Source organism: Tolypothrix sp. PCC 7712 (assembly GCF_025860405.1).
Lineage (GTDB): Bacteria > Cyanobacteriota > Cyanobacteriia > Cyanobacteriales > Nostocaceae > Aulosira > Aulosira diplosiphon.
This window is the reverse complement of the sequence record NZ_CP063785.1, coordinates 3,930,459-3,951,386: the sequence shown is the minus strand read 5'-3', so window position 1 is coordinate 3,951,386 and position 20,928 is coordinate 3,930,459. Positions and strand designations below refer to the sequence as shown.

The 20,928-nt window shown below is 43.1% G+C and carries 15 protein-coding genes; 7 read left to right on the top strand and 8 right to left on the bottom strand.

Annotated elements, in window-relative coordinates; translation table 11 throughout:
• Positions 1–199 precede the first annotated feature (199 nt).
• Entirely contained in the window at positions 200–3,880 is a 3,681-nt protein-coding gene (smc, locus tag HGR01_RS16455; RefSeq protein ID WP_045870876.1) for a chromosome segregation protein SMC, read from the top strand.
• Between the two features lie 58 nt (positions 3,881–3,938).
• Positions 3,939–4,919 carry a PRC-barrel domain-containing protein gene (locus HGR01_RS16450; RefSeq protein WP_045870875.1) on the top strand — a complete coding sequence of 327 codons (981 nt, stop codon included), beginning with the start codon at positions 3,939–3,941 and terminating at the stop codon, positions 4,917–4,919.
• Positions 4,920–5,627: 708 nt separating this feature from the next.
• Here the strand turns inward: HGR01_RS16450 and HGR01_RS16445 are convergent.
• A complete protein-coding gene (locus HGR01_RS16445; protein ID WP_045870874.1) occupies positions 5,628–6,593 on the bottom strand; it encodes a stage II sporulation protein M in 966 nt (321 codons plus the stop codon).
• 79 nt (positions 6,594–6,672) lie between these two features.
• Here HGR01_RS16445 and HGR01_RS16440 point away from each other — a divergent pair, with 79 nt between their 5' ends.
• Both HGR01_RS16440 and HGR01_RS16435 read left to right on the top strand, forming a co-directional pair.
• Positions 6,673–7,527: a hypothetical protein gene (locus HGR01_RS16440; RefSeq protein WP_045870873.1), complete on the top strand. Its 855-nt coding sequence runs from the start codon at positions 6,673–6,675 to the stop codon at positions 7,525–7,527.
• 110 nt (positions 7,528–7,637) lie between these two features.
• A complete protein-coding gene (locus HGR01_RS16435; protein ID WP_045870872.1) occupies positions 7,638–8,417 on the top strand; it encodes an RDD family protein in 780 nt (259 codons plus the stop codon).
• Positions 8,418–8,678: 261 nt separating this feature from the next.
• Here the strand turns inward: HGR01_RS16435 and HGR01_RS16430 are convergent, their stop codons facing one another.
• Both HGR01_RS16430 and HGR01_RS16425 read right to left on the bottom strand, forming a co-directional pair.
• The gene (locus HGR01_RS16430; RefSeq protein ID WP_194007893.1) at positions 8,679–9,470 is read right to left on the bottom strand and encodes a DUF1868 domain-containing protein; all 792 of its coding nucleotides are present in this window, start codon (positions 9,468–9,470) and stop codon (positions 8,679–8,681) included.
• Between the two features lie 159 nt (positions 9,471–9,629).
• Positions 9,630–9,815 (bottom strand): hypothetical protein, encoded by a 186-nt coding sequence (locus HGR01_RS16425; RefSeq protein WP_228045694.1) that lies wholly within the window; start codon positions 9,813–9,815, stop codon positions 9,630–9,632.
• A gap of 139 nt (positions 9,816–9,954) precedes the next feature.
• Between HGR01_RS16425 and HGR01_RS16420 the strand changes: the two genes are divergently transcribed.
• The 3 genes from HGR01_RS16420 (at position 9,955) to ssuE (ending at position 13,141) form a co-directional block, all read left to right on the top strand.
• Positions 9,955–11,265 (top strand): acyl-CoA dehydrogenase family protein, encoded by a 1,311-nt coding sequence (locus HGR01_RS16420; protein ID WP_210403100.1) that lies wholly within the window; start codon positions 9,955–9,957, stop codon positions 11,263–11,265.
• 120 nt (positions 11,266–11,385) lie between these two features.
• Positions 11,386–12,546 carry an FMNH2-dependent alkanesulfonate monooxygenase gene (ssuD, locus tag HGR01_RS16415; RefSeq protein WP_045870869.1) on the top strand — a complete coding sequence of 387 codons (1,161 nt, stop codon included), beginning with the start codon at positions 11,386–11,388 and terminating at the stop codon, positions 12,544–12,546.
• Between the two features lie 31 nt (positions 12,547–12,577).
• Entirely contained in the window at positions 12,578–13,141 is a 564-nt protein-coding gene (ssuE, locus tag HGR01_RS16410) for an NADPH-dependent FMN reductase (RefSeq protein WP_045870868.1), read from the top strand.
• Between the two features lie 247 nt (positions 13,142–13,388).
• Here ssuE and pntB read toward each other — a convergent pair whose 3' ends face one another.
• The 5 genes from pntB to HGR01_RS16385 all read right to left on the bottom strand — a co-directional run bounded on the left by pntB (position 13,389) and on the right by HGR01_RS16385 (position 20,723).
• Positions 13,389–14,831: a Re/Si-specific NAD(P)(+) transhydrogenase subunit beta gene (pntB, locus tag HGR01_RS16405; protein WP_045870867.1), complete on the bottom strand. Its 1,443-nt coding sequence runs from the start codon at positions 14,829–14,831 to the stop codon at positions 13,389–13,391.
• 9 nt (positions 14,832–14,840) lie between these two features.
• A complete protein-coding gene (gene pntA, locus HGR01_RS16400) occupies positions 14,841–16,427 on the bottom strand; it encodes a Re/Si-specific NAD(P)(+) transhydrogenase subunit alpha (protein ID WP_045870866.1) in 1,587 nt (528 codons plus the stop codon).
• A 1,354-nt stretch (positions 16,428–17,781) separates the two neighbouring features.
• Positions 17,782–17,997: a gas vesicle structural protein GvpA gene (gene gvpA, locus HGR01_RS16395; RefSeq protein ID WP_010996411.1), complete on the bottom strand. Its 216-nt coding sequence runs from the start codon at positions 17,995–17,997 to the stop codon at positions 17,782–17,784.
• Between the two features lie 696 nt (positions 17,998–18,693).
• Complete coding sequence (locus HGR01_RS16390) at positions 18,694–19,704, bottom strand: response regulator (protein WP_045870865.1); 1,011 nt, start codon at positions 19,702–19,704, stop codon at positions 18,694–18,696.
• Between the two features lie 419 nt (positions 19,705–20,123).
• Complete coding sequence (locus HGR01_RS16385) at positions 20,124–20,723, bottom strand: hypothetical protein (RefSeq protein ID WP_045870864.1); 600 nt, start codon at positions 20,721–20,723, stop codon at positions 20,124–20,126.
• Positions 20,724–20,928: the final 205 nt, after the last annotated feature.

Here is a 20,928-nt window from a genome sequence, read left to right as displayed (position 1 = left end):
TTACTAACTAAACTACGAGTGAAGATGAGTGAGTAAAAGTATACCAGTTGCTTAACAGTACTGCTAAACTCTCTTTCCTTCTCTCTGCGTTCTCTGCGCCTCTGTGGTTCAATAAAACCTAAATTATCTAGCTCAACTAGTAGACAATCTATATTTCCTTGCTACACTTTTACTTCATTAACCCAGCTAACTTGCGCCTATGGTTCATGTAAAGCGCGTCGAACTTACAAACTTTAAATCCTTTGGTGGTACTACCCAAGTTCCTTTGCTGGGGGGGTTTACTGTTATATCTGGGCCAAATGGTTCTGGTAAATCTAATATTCTCGATGCGCTGCTGTTTTGTCTTGGACTCGCTAGTTCTAAAGGGATGCGCGCCGATCGCCTTCCCGATCTGGTAAATAATACTCAAACAGCTAAAAGCCGTGCCACTGTGGAAGCTAGCGTCACAGTGACTTTTGATATTACTGATGCCGTCTCCCTCAACGATACAAAGCCGCAAAGCCTAGAAAATCTAGAGGAAGTCGAAGTAGTAGAAATTGAGGAAGTTGAGAACGTTGAGGAAGTCGAAGTATTTGAGGAAGACAAGTTAAAATCCAAACTTCCCAATCCCGAATCATCGAATGAGTGGAGTGTTACCAGAAAGCTGCGGGTGACGCACCAGGGAACTTATACATCGAATTACTATATTAACGGCGCTTCTTGCACCCTCACAGAGTTACATGAAGCCTTAGAAACACTGCGGATTTACCCCGAAGGCTACAACGTGGTGCTACAAGGGGATGTCACCAGCATTATTTCGATGAACGCCAGAGAACGGCGGGAAATTATTGATGAATTGGCGGGGGTAGCGGCGTTTGATCGCAAAATTCACCAAGCCAAGGCGACTTTAGATGAGGTAAAGGAAAAGGAAGATAGTTGTCGGATTATTGAAACTGAATTAACTGTACAACGCGATCGCCTGTCCCAAGACCGAGCCAAAGCCGAAAAATACCAAAAACTCCGTGCTGAGTATTTGGCGAAACAATCCTGGGAAGCTGTGTTATCTTGGCGTTCCCTACAAGCACAGCAAGAAAAATTAGCGAATCAAATTCAAACTGGCGATCGCAAATCTGAAGAACTATCTGCGGAACTGACAACTCTTAACACCACTATTGAGCAAACTACCGTTGAATTAGATAAACTCAACGCCCATGTTAAAGCTTTAGGGGAAGAGGAACTGTTAGCAGTACAATCTACCCTCGCCACCCAAGAAGCTGAACATAAACAACTCCAGCGTCAACGCAGCGAATTAGACACCGCAATTCAAGAAACTGGGAAACGCCAAACGCAAAGTCAGCAAGAAATTCAACAACACCAGCGTTCCCTCGAACAAATTGCGGAAACTCAGGTAATTGAAAAGCAATCGATTGTCTACTTACAACAGCAACGGGATGAAGCGCAACAAGCACTAGAAACTTCTCGCCAAGCAGCGGCGGAAATTGCTTCGGCTTCGGAAGCTTGGGTACAGCAACAAACGGCGTTAAACCGTCAAATTGAAACCCTGCTGCAAACCCTGGAACCCCAACGCACTGAACAAGCGCAGCTAAGAGAACGTAACGATCAGCTACAGCAGCAAATTCAAGAGCAAACTCAGCTAGTTGCTAATTTAGAACCAGAATTAGCCACAAAACAAGCTGATTGTAGTCGCCTAGAAACAGAATTTAACGCCTCTAGCGAACCCATCCAAAATTTAGCGCAAAATCTCGCAGCCACAGAACAAGAACTGCAAATTCAACAAGATACCCAAAAGCGCTTACTCCAAGAACAAAGAGAAAAACAACGCCAGTTAGATAAACTCGAAGCGCAAGCGCAAGCACAGCAAGAAATCCAAGGAACCCAAGCTAGCAAAGTCATCTTGCAATCGGGATTACCGGGGCTTTGTGGCTTAGTGGTACAGTTAGGCAGAGTTGAACCCCGTTACCAACTGGCTTTGGAAATTGCGGCTGGTGGGCGTTTGGGACATATAGTGGTGGAAGATGACGGTGTTGGTGCGGCGGGAATTGAACTGCTGAAACAGAAACGCGCTGGGAGAGCGACTTTTTTACCGTTAAATAAAATTAATGCTCCCAGATTTACCCAAGATGCCACACTGCGGTTAGCCAGTGGCTTCGTCAACTATGCTGTTAACCTAGTGGAGTGCGATCGCCGTTATAAAGATGTATTTGGCTATGTATTTGGTAACACCGTTGTATTTTCTACCCTAGAACAGGCGCGAAAAAACATAGGTTTGTACCGCATCGTCACCTTAGACGGGGAATTATTGGAAACTAGCGGCGCAATGACTGGTGGTAGTAACACCCAGCGTTCCGCGTTACGCTTTGGAAACGTCGAAGCTGCTGAACCCGAAGAAGTCGCCGCCTTAAAAAGACGCTTGGGGGAAATTGAACGAGTTTTAGAACGTTGTACAGAAGCTATCTCTACTCTCGCAGCGAAAACCAAAACCTTAGCGCAGGAAGTTACAGAAGCACGCCAAGCCAGGAGAGAACAGCAGATCAAATTGGAACAGCTGCAAAAAGAAATTAAAACTTTGACAGCGCAGTTAGAAAATACGCGATCGCAATTAGCGCAAAATAGCGAAAAATTTGCCACGGCGCAATCTCGCTTGGAAATTTTGGATCGGGAATTACCAGGTCAAGAAAATCAGTTGCAACAATTGCGACAAACATTAGCGGAGTTAGAAGCTTCACAAACCCCTAGCGAATGGCAACAAATCCAAGCCACCATTAAAAACCAAGAGCAACAATTACAACAACGGGAAACAGCCTTACGGGAAGCAGAACAAAGGTTAAGAAATCTCGAAAACCAGCAACAGCGTTTACAAGAAAAAATCCAAGAAGCTGAGGAACGGATTACCCAGTACCAGCAGGAGCAAGAAACCCAGCAAAATCAATTAAGCTTCATCAGCACCCAACATTCAGCACTCAGCGCTCAAATCGCCGCAATTAAGGCGAAATTGAGTCAGATGGAACTGAGTTTAGGCGAAGAAAAACAAAAACGCGATCGCACCGAACAAGAACTGCGATCGCACCTCCTGCGTCAGCAACAATTAGAATGGGAACTGCAAAAACTCCAAGAAACCCTCACAGCCAAGCGCGAGGAAATCGTTAACGTCAGAGAGCAACTGCAAACCGTCGCCGCCGAACTACCTAGCCCCTTACCAGAAGTCCCCGATCAAGTAGACTTAGAAGAATTGCAGAAAGAATTGCGATCGCTTGCCAAACGCCTGCAAGCAATGGAACCAGTAAATATGCTGGCTTTGGAAGAATACGAACGCACCCAAAACCGTCTGCAAGAACTAACACAAAAGCTGGAAACCCTAGAAGGGGAGCGTACAGAGTTACTTTTACGGATTGAAAACTTTACTACATTACGTCAACGCGCCTTTAAGGAAGCTTTCGACGCAGTCAACGAAAACTTCCAATCTATTTTCGCCACTCTTTCTGAGGGTGACGGCTACCTACAACTAGACGATCCCGAAGATCCCTTTAACAGTGGCTTAAATTTAGTCGCCCACCCCAAAGGTAAACCAGTACAGCGACTAGCTTCCATGTCTGGGGGAGAAAAATCCCTCACAGCCTTAAGCTTTATCTTCTCCCTACAACGTTACCGTCCTTCCCCGTTTTATGCTTTCGATGAAGTCGATATGTTTTTGGATGGGGCAAACGTAGAACGATTAGCTAGAATGATTAAACAACAGGCAAAACAAGCTCAATTTATAGTTGTGAGTTTGCGCCGACCGATGATAGAATCAGCCGAACGCACAATTGGCGTTACTCAAGCACGGGGAGCTTACACCCAAGTTTTGGGAATTAAATTGCAAGCTGACCATACATCTGCTTGAGTTTTTGTTAATAATAGTGTATAGATTAACCGGATTCGAGATCAGGACTCGGTATAGAATGACCTCTGAACAGATAATTAGGCGTTCCGACATATTAAATACCCAGGTGATTACCCGCGACAACGGTAAGCGGGTAGGTATAGTTAGTCAAGTCTGGGTGGATATTGACCAACGAGAGGTTGTAGCTCTTGGTTTGAGAGACAGCCTGATCTCTATTTCTGGTATACCGCGCAATATGTACCTTAGCAGTATCAGCCAGATTGGTGATGTCATCCTGGTCGATAACGAGGACGTAATCGAAGATATTGAAGTTGAAGCATTAAGCAACCTGATTAACTGGGAAGTAATTACAGAAACCGGTGAAGTACTAGGTAGAGTACGCGGCTTCAAATTCAATGGTGAAAATGGCAAACTTCACTCTATAGTCATTGCTTCTTTGGGATTACCGCAAATTCCTGAGCAAGTGCTAAGTACTTACGAACTTTCCATTGATGAAATCGTCAGCACAGGCCCCAGTCGATTAATTGTATTTGAAGGAGCCGAAGAACGCGTCAATCAATTGACAGTTGGCGTTCTAGAACGCATGGGTATTGGTAAAGCCCCCTGGGATCGCAGTGATGATGAAGAATACGGCTATAGTGCGCCTCGCACCATTGCACCACCCAATCAACTACCCAGCGGTGTACCATTAGAACCACCCAAGCCCAAAGTCCGCACCCCCGAACCCGTAGCTAGGGAAGAGTGGGATGAGGACTACATAGAAGAAGAAAGACCCCAGCGCCAAGTCATGCAGGCGCGCCAGTACGAATCGATTCAATACGAAGAAGACGACGAAGAAGACAACTGGAGTGAGGCTACAGATAAAGACAGGTATCAACAGCCCGCCAAATTTGAAGCTCAACCATACAAAAAGCCTTACACCGACGAATATGACAACTATGACGATGTAGATGGCGATGCTTGGGAAGATGTGCCCCAACCAGTCAATATTCCCAAGAAAGTTAAAGAAAAACAACCAGAATACGAAGAAGGATATTAAAGTAATTCGTAATTTCTAATTCGTAATTAAGTTTAAAGTTAAACCCCTCTTCGCGTGGAAGCAGGGGTTTAATTTATGCTATACCAATTTGAAAAAAGAATGCGACAGATGAGTAGGGGCACGGCACCAGTCATACGTGTCAACTTAACGTGAAACCCGCTCTTGTGCAAGGTTTCGCCCTCACCCCCAGCCCCTCTCCCGCAGGGAGAAGGGAGCAAGAGATTTAGTTCCCCTTCTCCTGCGGGAGAAGGGGTTAGGGGATGAGGGCGCGAGGTATTTGTACAACGCCCACCCTATATCGCTTTTAGCTTAAGTTGACACCAATGGGCACCAGTAAGATATTTGATATGCCAAAAGAGTGAGGATGCCGTGCCCTTACAAAGAATTTATCTGTCGCAAACATTATTTGAATTGGTATTAGTTAGGGCTTACTATTCTAATTTAAAGCAAGTGATGAAAAAGCGATGCTAAGGGACTTGCAAATAAAAAAATATCCCAGTATGTATTGTGGGGTGGACATCTTGTCCGCCCAGTTTATGTGGCAGGCAAGATGCCCGCCCCACAAGATGGAATAATTTATTTCTTGGAAATCCCTAATTAAGAGACTTGATTAAGAAATTTCAGAAATTAAATTATTCAATCAGAAAGGGCGAAGATATGGAACAAATTCTTTCTCTTCCTCTGCTCGCCCTAGCGATAGGATATTTTTTAGTTGGAAGCCCCTGAGCGCTTCCGACCACAATACATTACTAAAAGCACAAACAATCCCATCCCCGCAAGATATTTTAAAGGGTCTGGGATGCTGGGATTGGGTGAGAAAAAACCCTCAATAGTGCCAGCAATTACTAACATCGGCACAATCCCAAATACTAATTGTGCTGCTTGGGAACCGTAGAATTTGAGCGCATCCCGACGACGATATTTACCAGGAAATAAAATTGCTTTTGCTATGAGCAAACCTGCACCACCAGCAAAAAAGATAGCAGGTAATTCTAAAGAACCATGCGGAAATACAAATGCCCAAAAAGGATAGGCAAGATAATTTTGACCTACCAAAGTGCCAATCGCACCAATTAATAAACCATTAAATATCATTAAATATGTTGTGTACGCCCCGGCTGTAATTCCACCAGCAACCGCCCCAAAGGAAACCGATAAATTATTAATCATAATACTGCTGGATGCGAGGGGTTCAACACCCACAATTGACCCCATCCATAATTTGCGATCGTCTCGCACGCGGGAAATTAAACTTTCGGGTACAATCAGAGGCATAAAGCTGGGGTCTTGCCAAGCGTACCACCAAGCCACTAACGCCCCTAACAAAAACAAAGCGGTAGCTATAGCGATATATGGGAATGTTTGCTGTACTACAGCTGGTAATCCCCATTTGTAGAACTCTACTACAGCTTGCCATTCCTGCCGTCGCGAACCTTGATAAATCTGCGTATAGGCGCGAGTTGTTAAAGATTGTAAACTTTGAATCAACGTATTGCCGACTTTTTGAGTACGGGCGCGTGCTAAATCTGCTGCTACGGAACGATATAAACTGGCTAATTCTCTAATTTCCACTGCCCGTAGCGATTTTAACCCTTTTTTTTCTACCTGCCGTAAAAGGGTATCCAAACGCTGCCAATTTAATTCCCGTCGCGCAATCCAACGTTGAATATTCATAAATTTTGGGAGGATTTGGGTGAGTGTAATTTAAGATAGCCTCAATTCATCTCCGTACTTGCAAGGAAAATATAACATCATGACTGGTGATTTTGGTTCCCCTAGTCCCATGCAACCCCTGAGTGTGGGCAATGTCGTGAGTGCAGGAATAAGATTGTATCGTTCTCACCTCAAAGATTACTTTTTACTTGCCCTCAAAGCTTACGTTTGGATACTTGTTCCAGTATATGGCTGGGCGAAATTTTATGCCCTGACAGGTCTAATTTCTCGTTTAGCTTTTGGCGATTTAGTCGATCAACCAGAAAGCATTAGCGAGGGTGAACGTTTTGTAAATTCGCGATTATGGCAATTTTTATTGACCATGTTATTAATGACAATTGTCGGTATGGGAATTGTCTTCGGTATTAGCTTTGTATTTGTGATAGTTGGTGTTTTATCTGCTGTCGTAGTCGGAGGGTTAGGTCAACAAAGCAGTCTTGCGGCAACATTACTTGTAGTTTTAATCGGTTTTATTATAGGTATTGCGGCTTTGATTGCAGTGTTTTGGTTGTTAACAAGGTTCTATTTAGTGGATGTTCCCTTATCAATTGAGGATAATGTTGATGCGACTTCAACCATTAGCCGGAGTTGGGAGTTAACTCAAGGTTATGTTTGGCGGATTCTGTTGATTAGCTTTGTGGCTGTTTTGATCACATTTCCGATTCAACTAGTAGTGCAAATACTTGTGACTATTATTCAGTTAATTTTCACACCCCTACTGCAACAGGACAATGGTGCTGCAGGTTTTTTGTTATTCTTGCTGATTCTGGCTTTAAGTTTTGTCAGTGGCGCAGCCGTTCTTCCATTTTGGCAAAGCATCAAAGCTGTAATTTATTATGACCTACGGAGTCGTCGCGAAGGCTTAGGCTTAAAGTTACGCGATCGCGAAATTTAAACAGTCAAGAGTTGGAGAGACGCGATTAATCGCGTCTGTACAAGAGTCAACAACCTGCTGCTTGTCCTATTTATTAGGACTGCTTTTTTATAGTTAATTTTAAATTACTTATGCACCTTTTTAACCGTGTTAAATTCCGTACCCCAGAAAGTGTAGAACTAGAATTTACCCTCGCAGGAATTGGTAACCGTGCTTGGGCATTGCTCATTGACTATCATATTTTGGCTTTCATTTTGATGGGGTTCTATATTCTTTTTTGGGTGCTTGTCGTCCAATTTTCGGATTTTTGGATAACGGTTGTGGGTTCTACTTTGGGTTTGTGGATGATTGCGATCGCATTCATCATCACTTTTACTATTTATGCAGGTTATTTCGTTTTTCTAGAAACTTTATGGCAAGGGCAAACCCCTGGTAAACGCATTGCGAAAATTCGCGTTGTTCGAGATGATGGTAGACCAATTGGCTTACAACAAGCAGCTTTACGGGCTTTACTGCGTCCCGTTGATGAATTTTTGTTTATGGGCGCTTTTTTTATTATGTTGACTCGTCAAGAAAAGCGCTTAGGTGATTTAGCTGCTGGCACAATTGTTATTCAAGACCAAATCCCAATCGGAACTGCAACTTTAACTATTTCAGAACCAGCAAAATCATTACACGCACAACTAATAGAAATTGCTGATTTATCTCCCTTATTACCAGATGATTTCGCTGTAATTCGAGAATATTTACAACGACGTAGTGGAATGTCAGCTAAAGCCAAATCTTTACTGGCGTTAAAATTATCGCAACAGGTTCAAGCTATTATTAACCTAGAGCAAATACCCTCTGGTGTTTCCTCAGACGAATTTTTAGAAGCTATTTATCTCGCTTATAAACAAAAAGAATTTTAAAGAAAGACTGAATTATCAAGGATGAAAGATGAAATGAGAATAGGTATCAGTAGAATGGAATAAGCTAAACCACATCTAGTTTGCATAATCTAAAATTGTATATTTCTTGTGGGATGGGCATCTTGCCCGCCCAATATATGCAAGTTAAATGTGGAACAGCTTAGTAAACAAAAAATCAGCTTTTATAGATTTATATTCCATCTACATTTGGTCACAGTAATTGTATAATTCAGACTTCATCCTTCATCCTTATCTTGACTATTAACTAATAGTTAAAGTCGGCCAATCAGGTTGACGATAATAACGTGTCATGTCATCAAATTTTCGCAATTCAACGCGATCTACTAAAAATTCCGGCGAATTTAAAAGCCATTGTTGATTCAAATCAGACAGCATAGTACTCAAGTTTGCCCGGTCTAGTTCTGGCGAAATTTCTCCAAAATAGGCTAATGTAATATGGGCAGTGAAATGATAATGTTGTTCAATTCCCAAAGCCATTAACTGAGAATTTTGATAAATAGTACGGCGAAGTTTAATCACCTGTTCGTAGCAACGCTCATCCTGCGGTACTAAGCAAACTCCTATTGCTCTTGGCATAACTATCAATCCCAGCACTTGCCAATAAATAGGTTTAATATCAGCTGTGAGAGATTTTTGATATTCCTGAAATATTTCCCCACAGCAAGAATGTAACTGCTGTTCAAATTGGGGATTTTTTTCACAAGCATCACGGTAAGCACTATCCCAAATTAAATCTGCTACCGTTAAATGGAAGCTACTATCCGGTACAGGCACAATCAAATCACTATTGGTAGGCAATTCCAACAGTTTTTGTTGATAAGCTCTTAACTGCGTATAGAAAGCAGAGTTTCCTGTTGCTTCCTCGGCAGGTGGAGTAATTAGCGTGTAGCCGGGAAATGGTGCTGCTTGCCTAGAACCCGAGTCTGGCTGAAATTTAGAAGATTCTTGAATATGCTGGACTTGAGATCTGTAAGCTTCTGGTAGCGTCATTCTTGCTACCCGATTCAAGTAAGTTTGATAATTATCGTCCAATCTCGTTGGCCTCGCGCGCTCTTACTTGATAGATTTTAGCCGAATAGACTTCTAAGTCCAGTACCCTAGTTACAAGGGATGTTTTAATCATGCGATCGCATTTGTTAATCCACCAGGAAGGTACTGCCCCTCCTGTATCTGTGTTATCAGCACAGCGCCTCACTTTTCGGCTTCTGGTGGACAAGATTGCTGAATCTGAAATTTAGAATTTTTAGACTGATTTTTTTTAGCCCAGTAACCTCTTGGAGGTTTAGGAATACCATATTTTTTGCACCACTTGGCAACTGCAACATCAGATACTCCAAACTTGTGACTTACCTCAAGAACAGAAGTTTCCCAAATCATCTTCTCTAGGTCTTCCTTTGAGGGACGCTCTACTTTCCTCGATTTCAGCGAAACTCTATCTTTATTTTTGAAGGTAATAGCAGAATCTTTATCAAAAATCGCGCTTACATCCCCATCCCCTTGTGGTTGGGGCGGTTGACTGGAGCGTGTCGCTTCTCTGGCTGCTGACTTTGCTACTCGCGCCGCAGTTCACGATCGCGATGCTTCTTTTCCATTTGAGAATTTTACTGCTCTCCAGCAAGGGCAGCTTTTGAATTTGACTGTTCCTAAAGAGTTCGGCGGCCAGGCTTTAGGATATGCTGCTGTCAGTCGGGTGATTGAAACTATAGCTAGTGGGGATGCTGCTACGGCTTTAGTGTTGACGATGCATTATCTCCAACACGCTAATGCTAGCCGTTCGCGTCGCTGGCCAGATGAGATTTATCAACGGTTGTGTCGGGAATCGGTGGCAGGTATTGCTTTATTAAATGCTGCCCGGGTGGAACCAGAATTAGGTACACCAGCGAGGGGTGGATTACCTGCAACCACTGCTCAACAAACTCCAGATGGTTGGCTGTTAAGTGGTCATAAAATATACACTACAGGTAGCCCAATTTTAAGCTACTTCGTTGTGTGGGCGCGCACCACAGAGCCAGAACCGCGAGTAGGAAATTTTCTCGTACCTCGTGATGTGCCTGGTGTGCGAATTGCAGAGACTTGGGATCATTTGGGAATGCGGGCTACTGGTAGCCACGACCTAATTTTAGAAAATGTCTTGATTCCTTTAGAATACGCTTTAGATATTCGTCCATTGTCAGCTTGGTCATTACCAGATCCAGTGCAATTAGCTGGTAATAGCCTGTGGCTGAGTGCTTTGTATCAAGGTGTAGCTAAAGCTGCGCGAGATTGGTTAGTAGGTTATTTAAATGAGCGATCGCCTTCTAACTTAGGAGCTAGTTTAGCCACTCTACCCCGCTTTCAAACTGCGATGGGTGAAATAGAAGCTTTACTCTACGCCAGCGATCGCCTAATTTACGGTTTAGCCAACGATATCGACCGCGCTGAGTATGATAACACCGTAGCATTACAGGCACACTCTGTAAAATATCTTACTACAAATAACGCCATTCGCGCCGTTGAAACAGGACTAGAACTAATTGGTAATCCTGGCTTATCACGCCATAACCCGTTAGAAAGACACTATCGCGACGTTCTTTGCAGCCGCATCCATACCCCACAGAATGATGCGATTTGTATGTCGTTGGGTAAGAGGGCGTTGGGGAAGGGGGAATGGGGAATGGGGAATGGGGAATGGGGAATGGGGAATGGGGAATGGGGAATGGGGAATGGGGAATGGGGAATGGGGAATGGGGAATGGGGAATGGGGAATGGGGCAAATTACTTTAGACCCTTGACCTTTGCCCCTTGCCCCTTGCCCCTTCCCCCTTGCCCCTTAACCTTTGACCCTTAAACCTGTTGCTTTCCCTGCATACCTATGCAATACTCTTAAATGACAAATAAATACGGTATACACATAGAATTACCGTAGTTTTATATAAATCTGATTTTGCAGCCATATTAAATAGGGATTATGCAACTACTTTGGTTTATCCCCACGCACGGAGAAGGGCGCTATCTTGGTACTACTATAGGCGCGAGGGCAGTCAATTTTGATTATTGGCGACAAATTGCCCAAGCCATAGATCACTTGGGTTTTACAGGTGCTTTGTTACCAACAGGGCGTTCTTGTGAAGATGCGTGGATATTGGCATCAACGCTAGCAACCCATACAAAAAAAATGCGGTTTCTGGTGGCGATTCGCCCGGGGTTGATGTCACCAGGAGTTGCGGCGCGGATGGCTGCGACGTTTGACAGGATTTCTGGCGGACGCTTGCTAATTAATGTGGTTACAGGTGGCGATCCCGTAGAGTTGGCGGGTGATGGTTTGCATCTTTCCCATGATGATCGCTATAAACTCACCGATGAATTTTTGACAGTCTGGCGACAAATCGCGGCTAATGAAGTTACTAACTTCCAAGGCGATTATCTCAACATTCAAGACGGTAAGATTCTGTTTCCGCCTGTGCAGAAACCTTATCCACCGTTGTGGTTTGGTGGTTCTTCACCCATCGCGCAAGAAATTGCTGCCAAGCACGTAGATGTTTACTTAACTTGGGGTGAAACACCTGCACAGGTTGCCCAAAAAATTGCCTCAGTGCGTCGCCTAGCAGAAGCGCAAGGACGGACAATCCGCTTTGGTATTCGCCTGCACGTTATTGTGAGGGAAACTGAAAGCCAAGCTTGGGATGCAGCGAATAATTTAATTCGCTATGTAGATGAAGATGCGATCGCTAAAACTCAAGAAGCATACGCCCGTATGGACTCTGAAGGACAGCGCCGGATGCAAGAATTACACAAGGGTAGCCGCGACGCTTTAGAAATTAGTCCTAATTTATGGGCAGGAATTGGCTTAGTACGTGGTGGTGCGGGGACTGCTTTAGTCGGCGATCCCGATACTGTTGCTCAAAGAATGTTGGAGTACACAGACTTGGGGATTGATACTTTCATCTTCTCTGGTTATCCCCATCTAGAAGAAGCCTATCGTGTGGCTGAATTACTATTTCCACGCTTGCCTTTAGAAAACTTACCTGCGATTGAACCGCAATTCACAAGTCCGTTTGGCGAAATCGTTGCTAATCAGGAATTTCCCAAACCACCAATTAATCAGCCAACAGCTGCGACTGTAGATTAACAGCAAAATATTCTCAGGAGAACTTTAGAACATGGCTCATATTTTAGCGATCGCAGGTAGTCCTTCCCATCCTTCCCGCACTTACTCTTTACTGGAGTATGCTAGCAAACTGCTTGTACAGCAAGGCGTAACGGTAGATATCATCTCAGTGCGCGACATTCCGGCAGAAGATTTAGCTTATGGACGTTACGATAGTCCAGCTTTAGAAAAACCAAAAGCTCTGTTAGAAAAAGCTGATGGGGTAATTATTGCTACACCTATTTACAAAGCAGCTTACACAGGTGTCTTAAAAGCATTCTTGGATTTATTACCCCAGAAATCCTTAGCCGGAAAAGTTGTACTTCCTCTAGCAACAGGCGGAACAATCGCTCATTTATTAGCAATAGAATATGCGTTAAAACCCGTGCTATCCGAATTAGGAGCGCGGCACATCCTCAGTACTATCTACAGTATAGATAAGCAAATTCAAGTACAAGCTGATGGCAGTATTCAGCTAGATGCAGAAATTGCCCAGAGATTACAGGATGTACTGTCTGATTTTGCCAAAGCGATTGATATTTCTGCCGCTACAAAAGAAGTCGCTCACGCCAACTAACGCATAATCTTGATTCTTTCTGCTCCCAGTAGCAGTTTGGCTGCTCTTCCCAAACTGCTACTTTTCTCATGGATGAGGGATGAGGGATTGGGGACTGGGGACTGGGGATTAGGGATTAGATGAGGGGGATGAGGGAGCAGAGGGGGTAGAGGAGAAATTCCCATTACCAATTACCAATTACCCATTACCAATTACCCCATGCCCAATGCCCAATGCCCAATGCCCAATGCCCAATGCCCAATGCCCCTTAAGTTAATACCCTTGTCGCTGCCAAATTAAGACTTGCTGCGTCTGCTTTTAATTGGGTGAGTTTGGCAACCGTCGCGTCAATGTTTTTCTTGGCATCGCCAAATAACATCAGGGTGTTGTCTTTGTAGAAGAGGGGATTTTCTACGCCGGCGTAGCCGCTAGCCATACTGCGTTTCATGACGATGACGGTGCCAGCTTTCCAAACTTCTAAGACTGGCATTCCAGCGATGGGACTGTTGGGGTTTTCTAAGGCACTGGGGTTGACGGTGTCGTTAGCGCCAATTACCAAAACTACATCTGTTTCGGGGAAGTCGTGATTAATTTCATCCATTTCTAAAACGATGTCGTAAGGCACTTTCGCCTCTGCCAATAGCACGTTCATGTGTCCGGGCATTCTGCCGGCTACGGGATGGATACCAAAGCGAATTTTAACACCGCGATCGCGCAGTTGTTTGACGATTTCGGAAACTCCATGTTGCGCTTGGGCTACTGCCATGCCATAGCCAGGGACGATAATTACACTCTTGGCGCGGTATAAGAGTTCTACTGTGTCTTCTATTGTGGTGGCGGTGAATTTACCTGTAGGTTGTTCGCCACTTTCCGCAGTGATGGTTTGAGCGCCAAAACCTCCCAAAATGACGCTGATAAAGGAACGGTTCATGGCTTTGCACATAATGTAGCTGAGGATAGCGCCGCTACTACCTACCAATGCACCTGTAATAATCAGTAAATCGTTGGATAGCATGAAGCCGGCAGCCGCCGCCGCCCAGCCAGAGTAGCTGTTGAGCATGGAAATTACCACTGGCATATCTGCACCACCAATTGCCATGACGAGATGAACGCCTAAAACGCAGGCAATCGCAGACATGATTAGTAGTAGTTGCAATCCAGGGAGGGATGCTGTGCCGAGAAACTGACTACCTAAGCACAGGACAGCAACTAGCATTGCTAAGTTGAGGATGTGCCGCCCTGGAAGTAATAGCGGTTTGCTGCTGATAATTCCTCGCAGTTTCCCAAAGGCAACTATTGAACCTGTAAAGGTGACTGCCCCAATAAATACACCAATATAAATTTCTACTTGGTGGATAGTTGCTTCTACGGCAGTGAGTGGCGTTTCTTGGAGATAATTAGCAATGCCTACCAAAACCGCCGCCATCCCTACAAAACTATGGAGAATTGCCACGAGTTCTGGCATGGATGTCATTGCTACCCGTGAGGCGACAATTGCACCAGCTATAGCTGAGGGGATGACGACAGCAGCTAAGATGCCGTAGGCGTTTGAATGAAGGGTAAGTGCAGTAGCAACAAAAGCAATCAGCATCCCGACAATGCCGTAAATATTGCCTTTACGAGCGGTTTCCTGGTCAGACAATCCCCCCAAACTGAGAATGAATAAGGCGCTAGCTACAATGTACGCCACTGTCAGTAAATTATTTGACATAAATTTCTTCTATTTTTGGAACATCTTGAGCATTCGTTGCGTGACGAGGAAACCACCGGAAATATTAATCGTGCCCACTAAAATTGCGATCGCGCCTAGAATGGTAGTAGCTGAGTTAGCAGATCCAGATATTTGCACCATACCGCCAATAATAATGATGCCGCTAATGGCATTGGTAACGCTCATTAGTGGTGTGTGTAAGGCAGGTTTCACATTCCAAATTACTTGCCAACCAATAAAGCAAGCTAAAACAAATACGGTGAAATGAGCTAGAAATTCAGGCGGTGCTGTGATGCCGATACCCACCAAGGCTAAAGCCACTATTAATAGCCAAAGAAAGTTAGCTCCGCCCCCTCCTTGGGAAGTTTGAGAAATAGGTGCTGTAGGTGTAGTTGCTAATACTGGCGGCGTTTCTTTGACTTTTTCTACTACTTTCTCGACTTTTGCCTCTACCTTTTTCTCAAATTTTGGTGCTGGCCAAGTAATCTCACCCGCATAGGCTACCAAAGCGCCCCGCACTACCTCATCTTCCAGATTTACTTGGTATTTACTCGCCCCACCCATTTCTTCTAGCAGATGGCAAAGATTTGTCCCGTAAAGCTGGCTGGCTTGTTGCGCCATGCGGCTGGGTAGGTCTGTTAAACCGACAATTGTGACTCCGTTGTAACGGTACACTTCATGAGGATGGGTACAAGCACAATTACCTCCCTGTTCTGCCGCCAAGTCAACGACTACAGAACCCTCTTTCATACTCTCAACCATTGCTTGAGTAATCAGTATGGGTGCTGTTCTCCCAGGAATCAAAGCTGTGGTAATGATGATGTCAACATCCTTTGCTTGCTCTGCAAACAGTTCCATCTCTGCTTTGATAAATTCATCGCTCATTACCTTGGCGTAGCCACCTTCACCAGAACCATCCTCAGCAAAGTTGAGTTCGAGAAACTCTGCGCCTAGGCTTTCTACCTGCTCTTTTACTACCAAACGGGTATCAAATGCCCGCACAATGGCACCCAATCCCTTAGCTGTACCAATGGCGGCTAGGCCAGCTACACCGACACCAATCACCAATATCTTCGCTGGTGGAACTTTACCTGCGGCTGTAATTTGACCGTTAAAGAAGCGTCCAAAGTGGTTAGCGGCTTCAATTACAGCTCGATAGCCAGCAAGATTGGCCATGGAACTCAAAGCATCCATTTTTTGGGCGCGGCTAATGCGTGGGATTGCATCCATTGCCAGCGCTGTAGCTTTGCGTTCTAGCAGTTTTTCCAGTAGTTGGGGATTTTGGGCAGGCCAGATAAAACCAATGATTGTACTGTCCTCACGCAGCAAATCCGTTTCATCTTTGCCTAACTCGGGATGCATTTGGGGTGGACGTACTTTGAGTACAATATCTGCCTCTGCCCAAAGAGTTGCAGCATCGGGAATAATGTGGCATTGGGCTTGCCTATAGGCATCATCGGCAAAATTTGCGCCGCAACCTGCGTTCGTTTCTACAAGTACATCAAAGCCAAGTTTTTGTAGCCGCTTGGCTGTGTCTGGTGTGACAGCTACACGCTGTTCACCAGGGTAAACTTCCTTGGGGATACCAACCTTCATGGGTCTTCTCCTTTTGATTTAGCTGAGTTTCCCAGAAAAAAGAAACGTGAAGCAATTCAAAATTCGCTCATTCAACAAACCCCTGATGAGAGGCTATGCCAACGGGGTAGGGAACTCTTGAAGTAGGCAGAGGGGTAGGGAGCAGGGGAAAAAAGAAAAATATTGTTTGGCAGTCCCTTGAACACCTGTGATCCAAATTGTAGATTGAAAATCTTTCACATCTGGCTGTTTACGGATTCTCAAATAATGCTGGCTATATTAATTTGGGATTACCTGTTAAGAGTTCGCTGTGAAAATGAAAAACTAATTTGTTGATAGTTATTCTGGCGGTTGGCTGTATGCAAGTTCAATGTGGAGGTGTCTAAAGCGGTAGCAACTTCCACAAATTTTGGAAACAAAATTTCCTGGCTTTAGTAGCATCCCAATTATATAAAAACATAATTTGTCATTGCGAGCGTAATGAAATAGAGCGCAGCAATCGCAAAGTCTGAATGTTGCGATTGCTTAATTCCGCTTCCCTTCATTCGCAATGACTATTAACCATCCTGGTAAATTTGCAAAACTGGGATGCTCCTTTGCTTTTTGCCTCCCCTATTTAGGTTTTATGTTTTATTGAGTTGAATTACTTCTGTTAAAGATACTATTTACTGTAGTCTTATGGATCTAGATTTGTATCAATTCTTCACAAGCTTTTGTATGATGATTAAAAGATAAAACTTGTAGCAATTTGATATAAAACTGAAAAGAATCTTATTATCACAGCAGTACACAAGAATGATATTAGCTTACTAAGCTGATGGGAATAATATTTTTTGTGTGCTGTAAATTTAATAGTATTTCTCAAGCTAGTACAACAAGGCAAAAGTAAAAAGGCAAAAGTAAAAAGAAAGAATGATGATTTTGTAAGCTTTTCGCTTGTTTTAAATGGGTGGCTTATTTCCGCCGTGTTGTACTAGGAAGGTATACTCATAAGGGCAGTGCCGTGCCCCTAGACTTCGCAATATAATTTTGTAACGGATCTGCATAAGAAACGCTATACAGTATTTAAACTCTGTTCCACTTCTATCATGCAAATATCGGGTTGCACTAAGCTTACCCCAATCCAATTTTTGAGTTAGAAGACATCCTCTAGAGGTGGTATTAAAAGCAAATTCTTTTAGTATTCGACTGCAATTAAAGGTTGCCAAACTACATTAATTGCAAATAGCTAAAAATCCTTCAACTTAGAAGGATTTTTAGCTATGAGAAAGAAATTATCCTGAAAGTGCCAACTTTAAAAGTCGTTTCTCAATTTCACCCGATATGACTTTTTTTAGTTTGCACAAACCAGGTAGAGATAGCGTACTTTTTATAATTAAGCAGGCATAGCAGCTGATTGAGTTAAACCAACAGCTTCTGCATATTTCAAATAAGTTTCAACAGAAGCGATAACGATCCGAGCTTCAATAGCTAGTAGTTCAATACCTACTAACGAAACACGTACCCAAGCATCTACAACGATACCTTTGTCCAAAATGCGGTCAATAACTTCTGCCAAACTTGAAGAGGAATTAGTTTTTTCAACTGCCATTGTTTTTTACCTTACTCATTGTTGATTGTTAATAGTTTCAGCTAGGTTTTATGCCTTCGCTTTCCACTGAATTAATATTAAACACACCTTGGTTAAATGTAAATAGTTTTGGACAGAAAAATGTAAAAAAATATGCACTTAGACAGTCAAATAAAGTAAAACAATTGGATGCAATGTTTGAGTTGTATATATTCTTTGATGAATAAGGAGCTTTTCATGGTAAAAATTGGTTGATTTTGATGATTTTTATGTATATTTTATGGTTGAAAAATTGCTATCCTTAATCAAGGATAAATATGGGGTGAAAGCCCTACTGTATATAGATAATGCTTGGCTAGAGGAATAATGGCGTTTTTTTAAAATCATCTCAAAAATTAAGTAATAATACGGTTATAAAAATATAAATATATCGCTATAAAATAATTTGATATACTATTTAATATAGTTTTTGGTAGAGAAAATTTTTTTGAAATAGCAGATAAAAAAGCTATTGCTTCAACAAGAAGTAATAGCTTTTTTAATTATCTAGAAAAATATTAATTATTTGCTGCAAAACCTAAAATCTCAAATCGCTGACGGCGATCGCGTCTAACTGAAGGTTATCAACTAAATATTTCCAGATATTTGCTAGAGGCTGTTCCTACCGGGAGATTTAGTCAAGAAGCGGAATTGGCGCAGGGGTAAGCTGTTAACCATTTAATTTGCACATTGAGGCTGCAGGGGGGACTCGGGGCTCCCTTTGGGGATTGGGGGGAAAGAGCGCTGCGCTCGTTTCTGGCGTTCTAACTGCAAAGCTGTTTTGACTCTTTCAAATTCTGCTTCTAAGTGATAGAGTCGCTCTGGGAGATGGCAGATTTCAGAAAGAGCGATCGCTTCGATTTCTCGACAAATTTCTGTGAGATTTCTGGCTCCTAAATAGGCGCTACTTGATTTCCAGCTATGGGCTAGACGATGTACAGTTGTAGCATCTCCTTGAGTAACGGCTTCCCGAATTTGCTCCAATATATATGGGGAATCTTCTAAATAGCAGTCAATAATTTCTAAGACAAAGGTTTCATCGTCTCCAGCCATTTCGTAAATTTTTTGAATAGCTTGAGTATTAATGGCTGGTAAGTCTGCTATCGGAATAGAGGCGGGATTGCTTAGTGGTTGATTGAGTGGATGGGATTGGCGATCGCTTCTGTTGGGTGGGATAAAACCACCATTGCTAGAAACTATCGGTACACATCGACTTAAGGCTTGAGCTAGTATTTCAATACGGATAGGTTTGCTGAGATAGTCATCCATCCCGGCTGCTAGACATTCCTCGCGATCGCCTTGCAGGGCGCGGGCTGTCAAGGCAATAATTCGTGGACGCAAACCCACTGGATATTTTTGGCAGATCAGCTTTGTGGCTTCTAATCCGTCCATTTCAGGCATTTGCACATCCATTAAGATTACGTCATAAGACAAGTGCTGGATGATTTCTAGAACTTCCTTACCATTGCTGACAACATCAGCACGGTATCCCAATTGTTTGAGCATTAATAATGCTAGCTTTTGATTCACTGCATGATCTTCCGCCAGCAAAATTCTTAAGGGGAATTTTTCTGCCATTGCAGAAGTGAGTGAAATTAGATGAGATGGCTGGGTATTTGTATGGCTAGTAGGCTGCACATTAGCTTCTCTGGTAGTTATTTCGTCAAGTCTGTCAGCCTTAAGAGTCACTCTCAAAATTTCTACATTTAATTATTTATATTGCACGGGAGACAGATTGTAAACTCAAATCAAGCTTATATTTGACAATTATCTCTACTTCTCTTAAGGTAAAAGGCTGGGTTGTAGCTTGCTTCTCGTAGGGTACAGAATGAAACCCAACAAAGTTGCGAAAATGTTGGGACAAAAAGCATTAATAATTAAAAATTTCTGAAATCAAATTATGCAATTTTTAGCAGATAATTATGCTGATAATTTTTCTCATGCTTCTAAGTAGTCATGCACAATTAAATATACATTTGTCATTGGGAACGGAACAAAGTCAAGTGTTCGCTGAAAGCGTTCCCGCAGGGTAGCAATCGCAAGGGTTTTGGGGTTGCTTCTCTTTGCTCCGCAACGCTAGCGCGAACGAGACGCTACGCGTTCAGCGATTATAATGTTGCGACTAGTTCCTTGAGGCGATCGCGTCCATCGTGAAAAACTGACCAACCATCCCCGACTAATATTGTTTCTACTTGAGTCAGATTGGCCAATTTTTGCACAGATGCTACAGCTTGTTCGCGGTTCACTAGCTTTTCGTCTGGCAATATAGTTAATGTACCTGCTCGATGGGCGCGCACCAAATCCCCAGTAATTAAAGTGGTTTCTTCTAGCAATAGCGCTAGTTCGCCTGGAGTTTTAGAACCTTGAAGTTCAATCACCTTTAATCCGGGGACTAATTCTTCACCATCACTCAGCCAGCGATCGCAATTTATCGGAAAATTATCTTTTTCTGCTATAGGCCCTGCTATTTTAGCGTAGGTTTGATCGGCAATATCCTTCGCTGACCTAGCATGATCGGAATTAGTCAGTACAATCCAAGCTACATTACCCAAAGAGTTTAAGTGATTCCAATCGTGATTGGATAAAGCTACCGGATCAATTATGATATTGCCCTCTGGACGAATCCAGGCAATCCCATTAAAATCAATGTTTCTTGCAGGATTGAAAGTTGACCAACCATATAGATCGGGACGGTGCAGAGATTTCATATTTATTTTGGGTCAATACCTTCAATAATTTAGTATCCGCAAATTTAGGATATAAATCAAGCTAGTGTTGCTGTAGAGGAGTCAAGAGTTAGAAAGACGCGATTAATCACGTCTGTATTCAAAAGTCAACACTGATATTTCTGATTTTTCCTCTATTCAGTTATGTACAGAGGTTGCAGTTGCAATTTCTACAGCGATGCTTGTC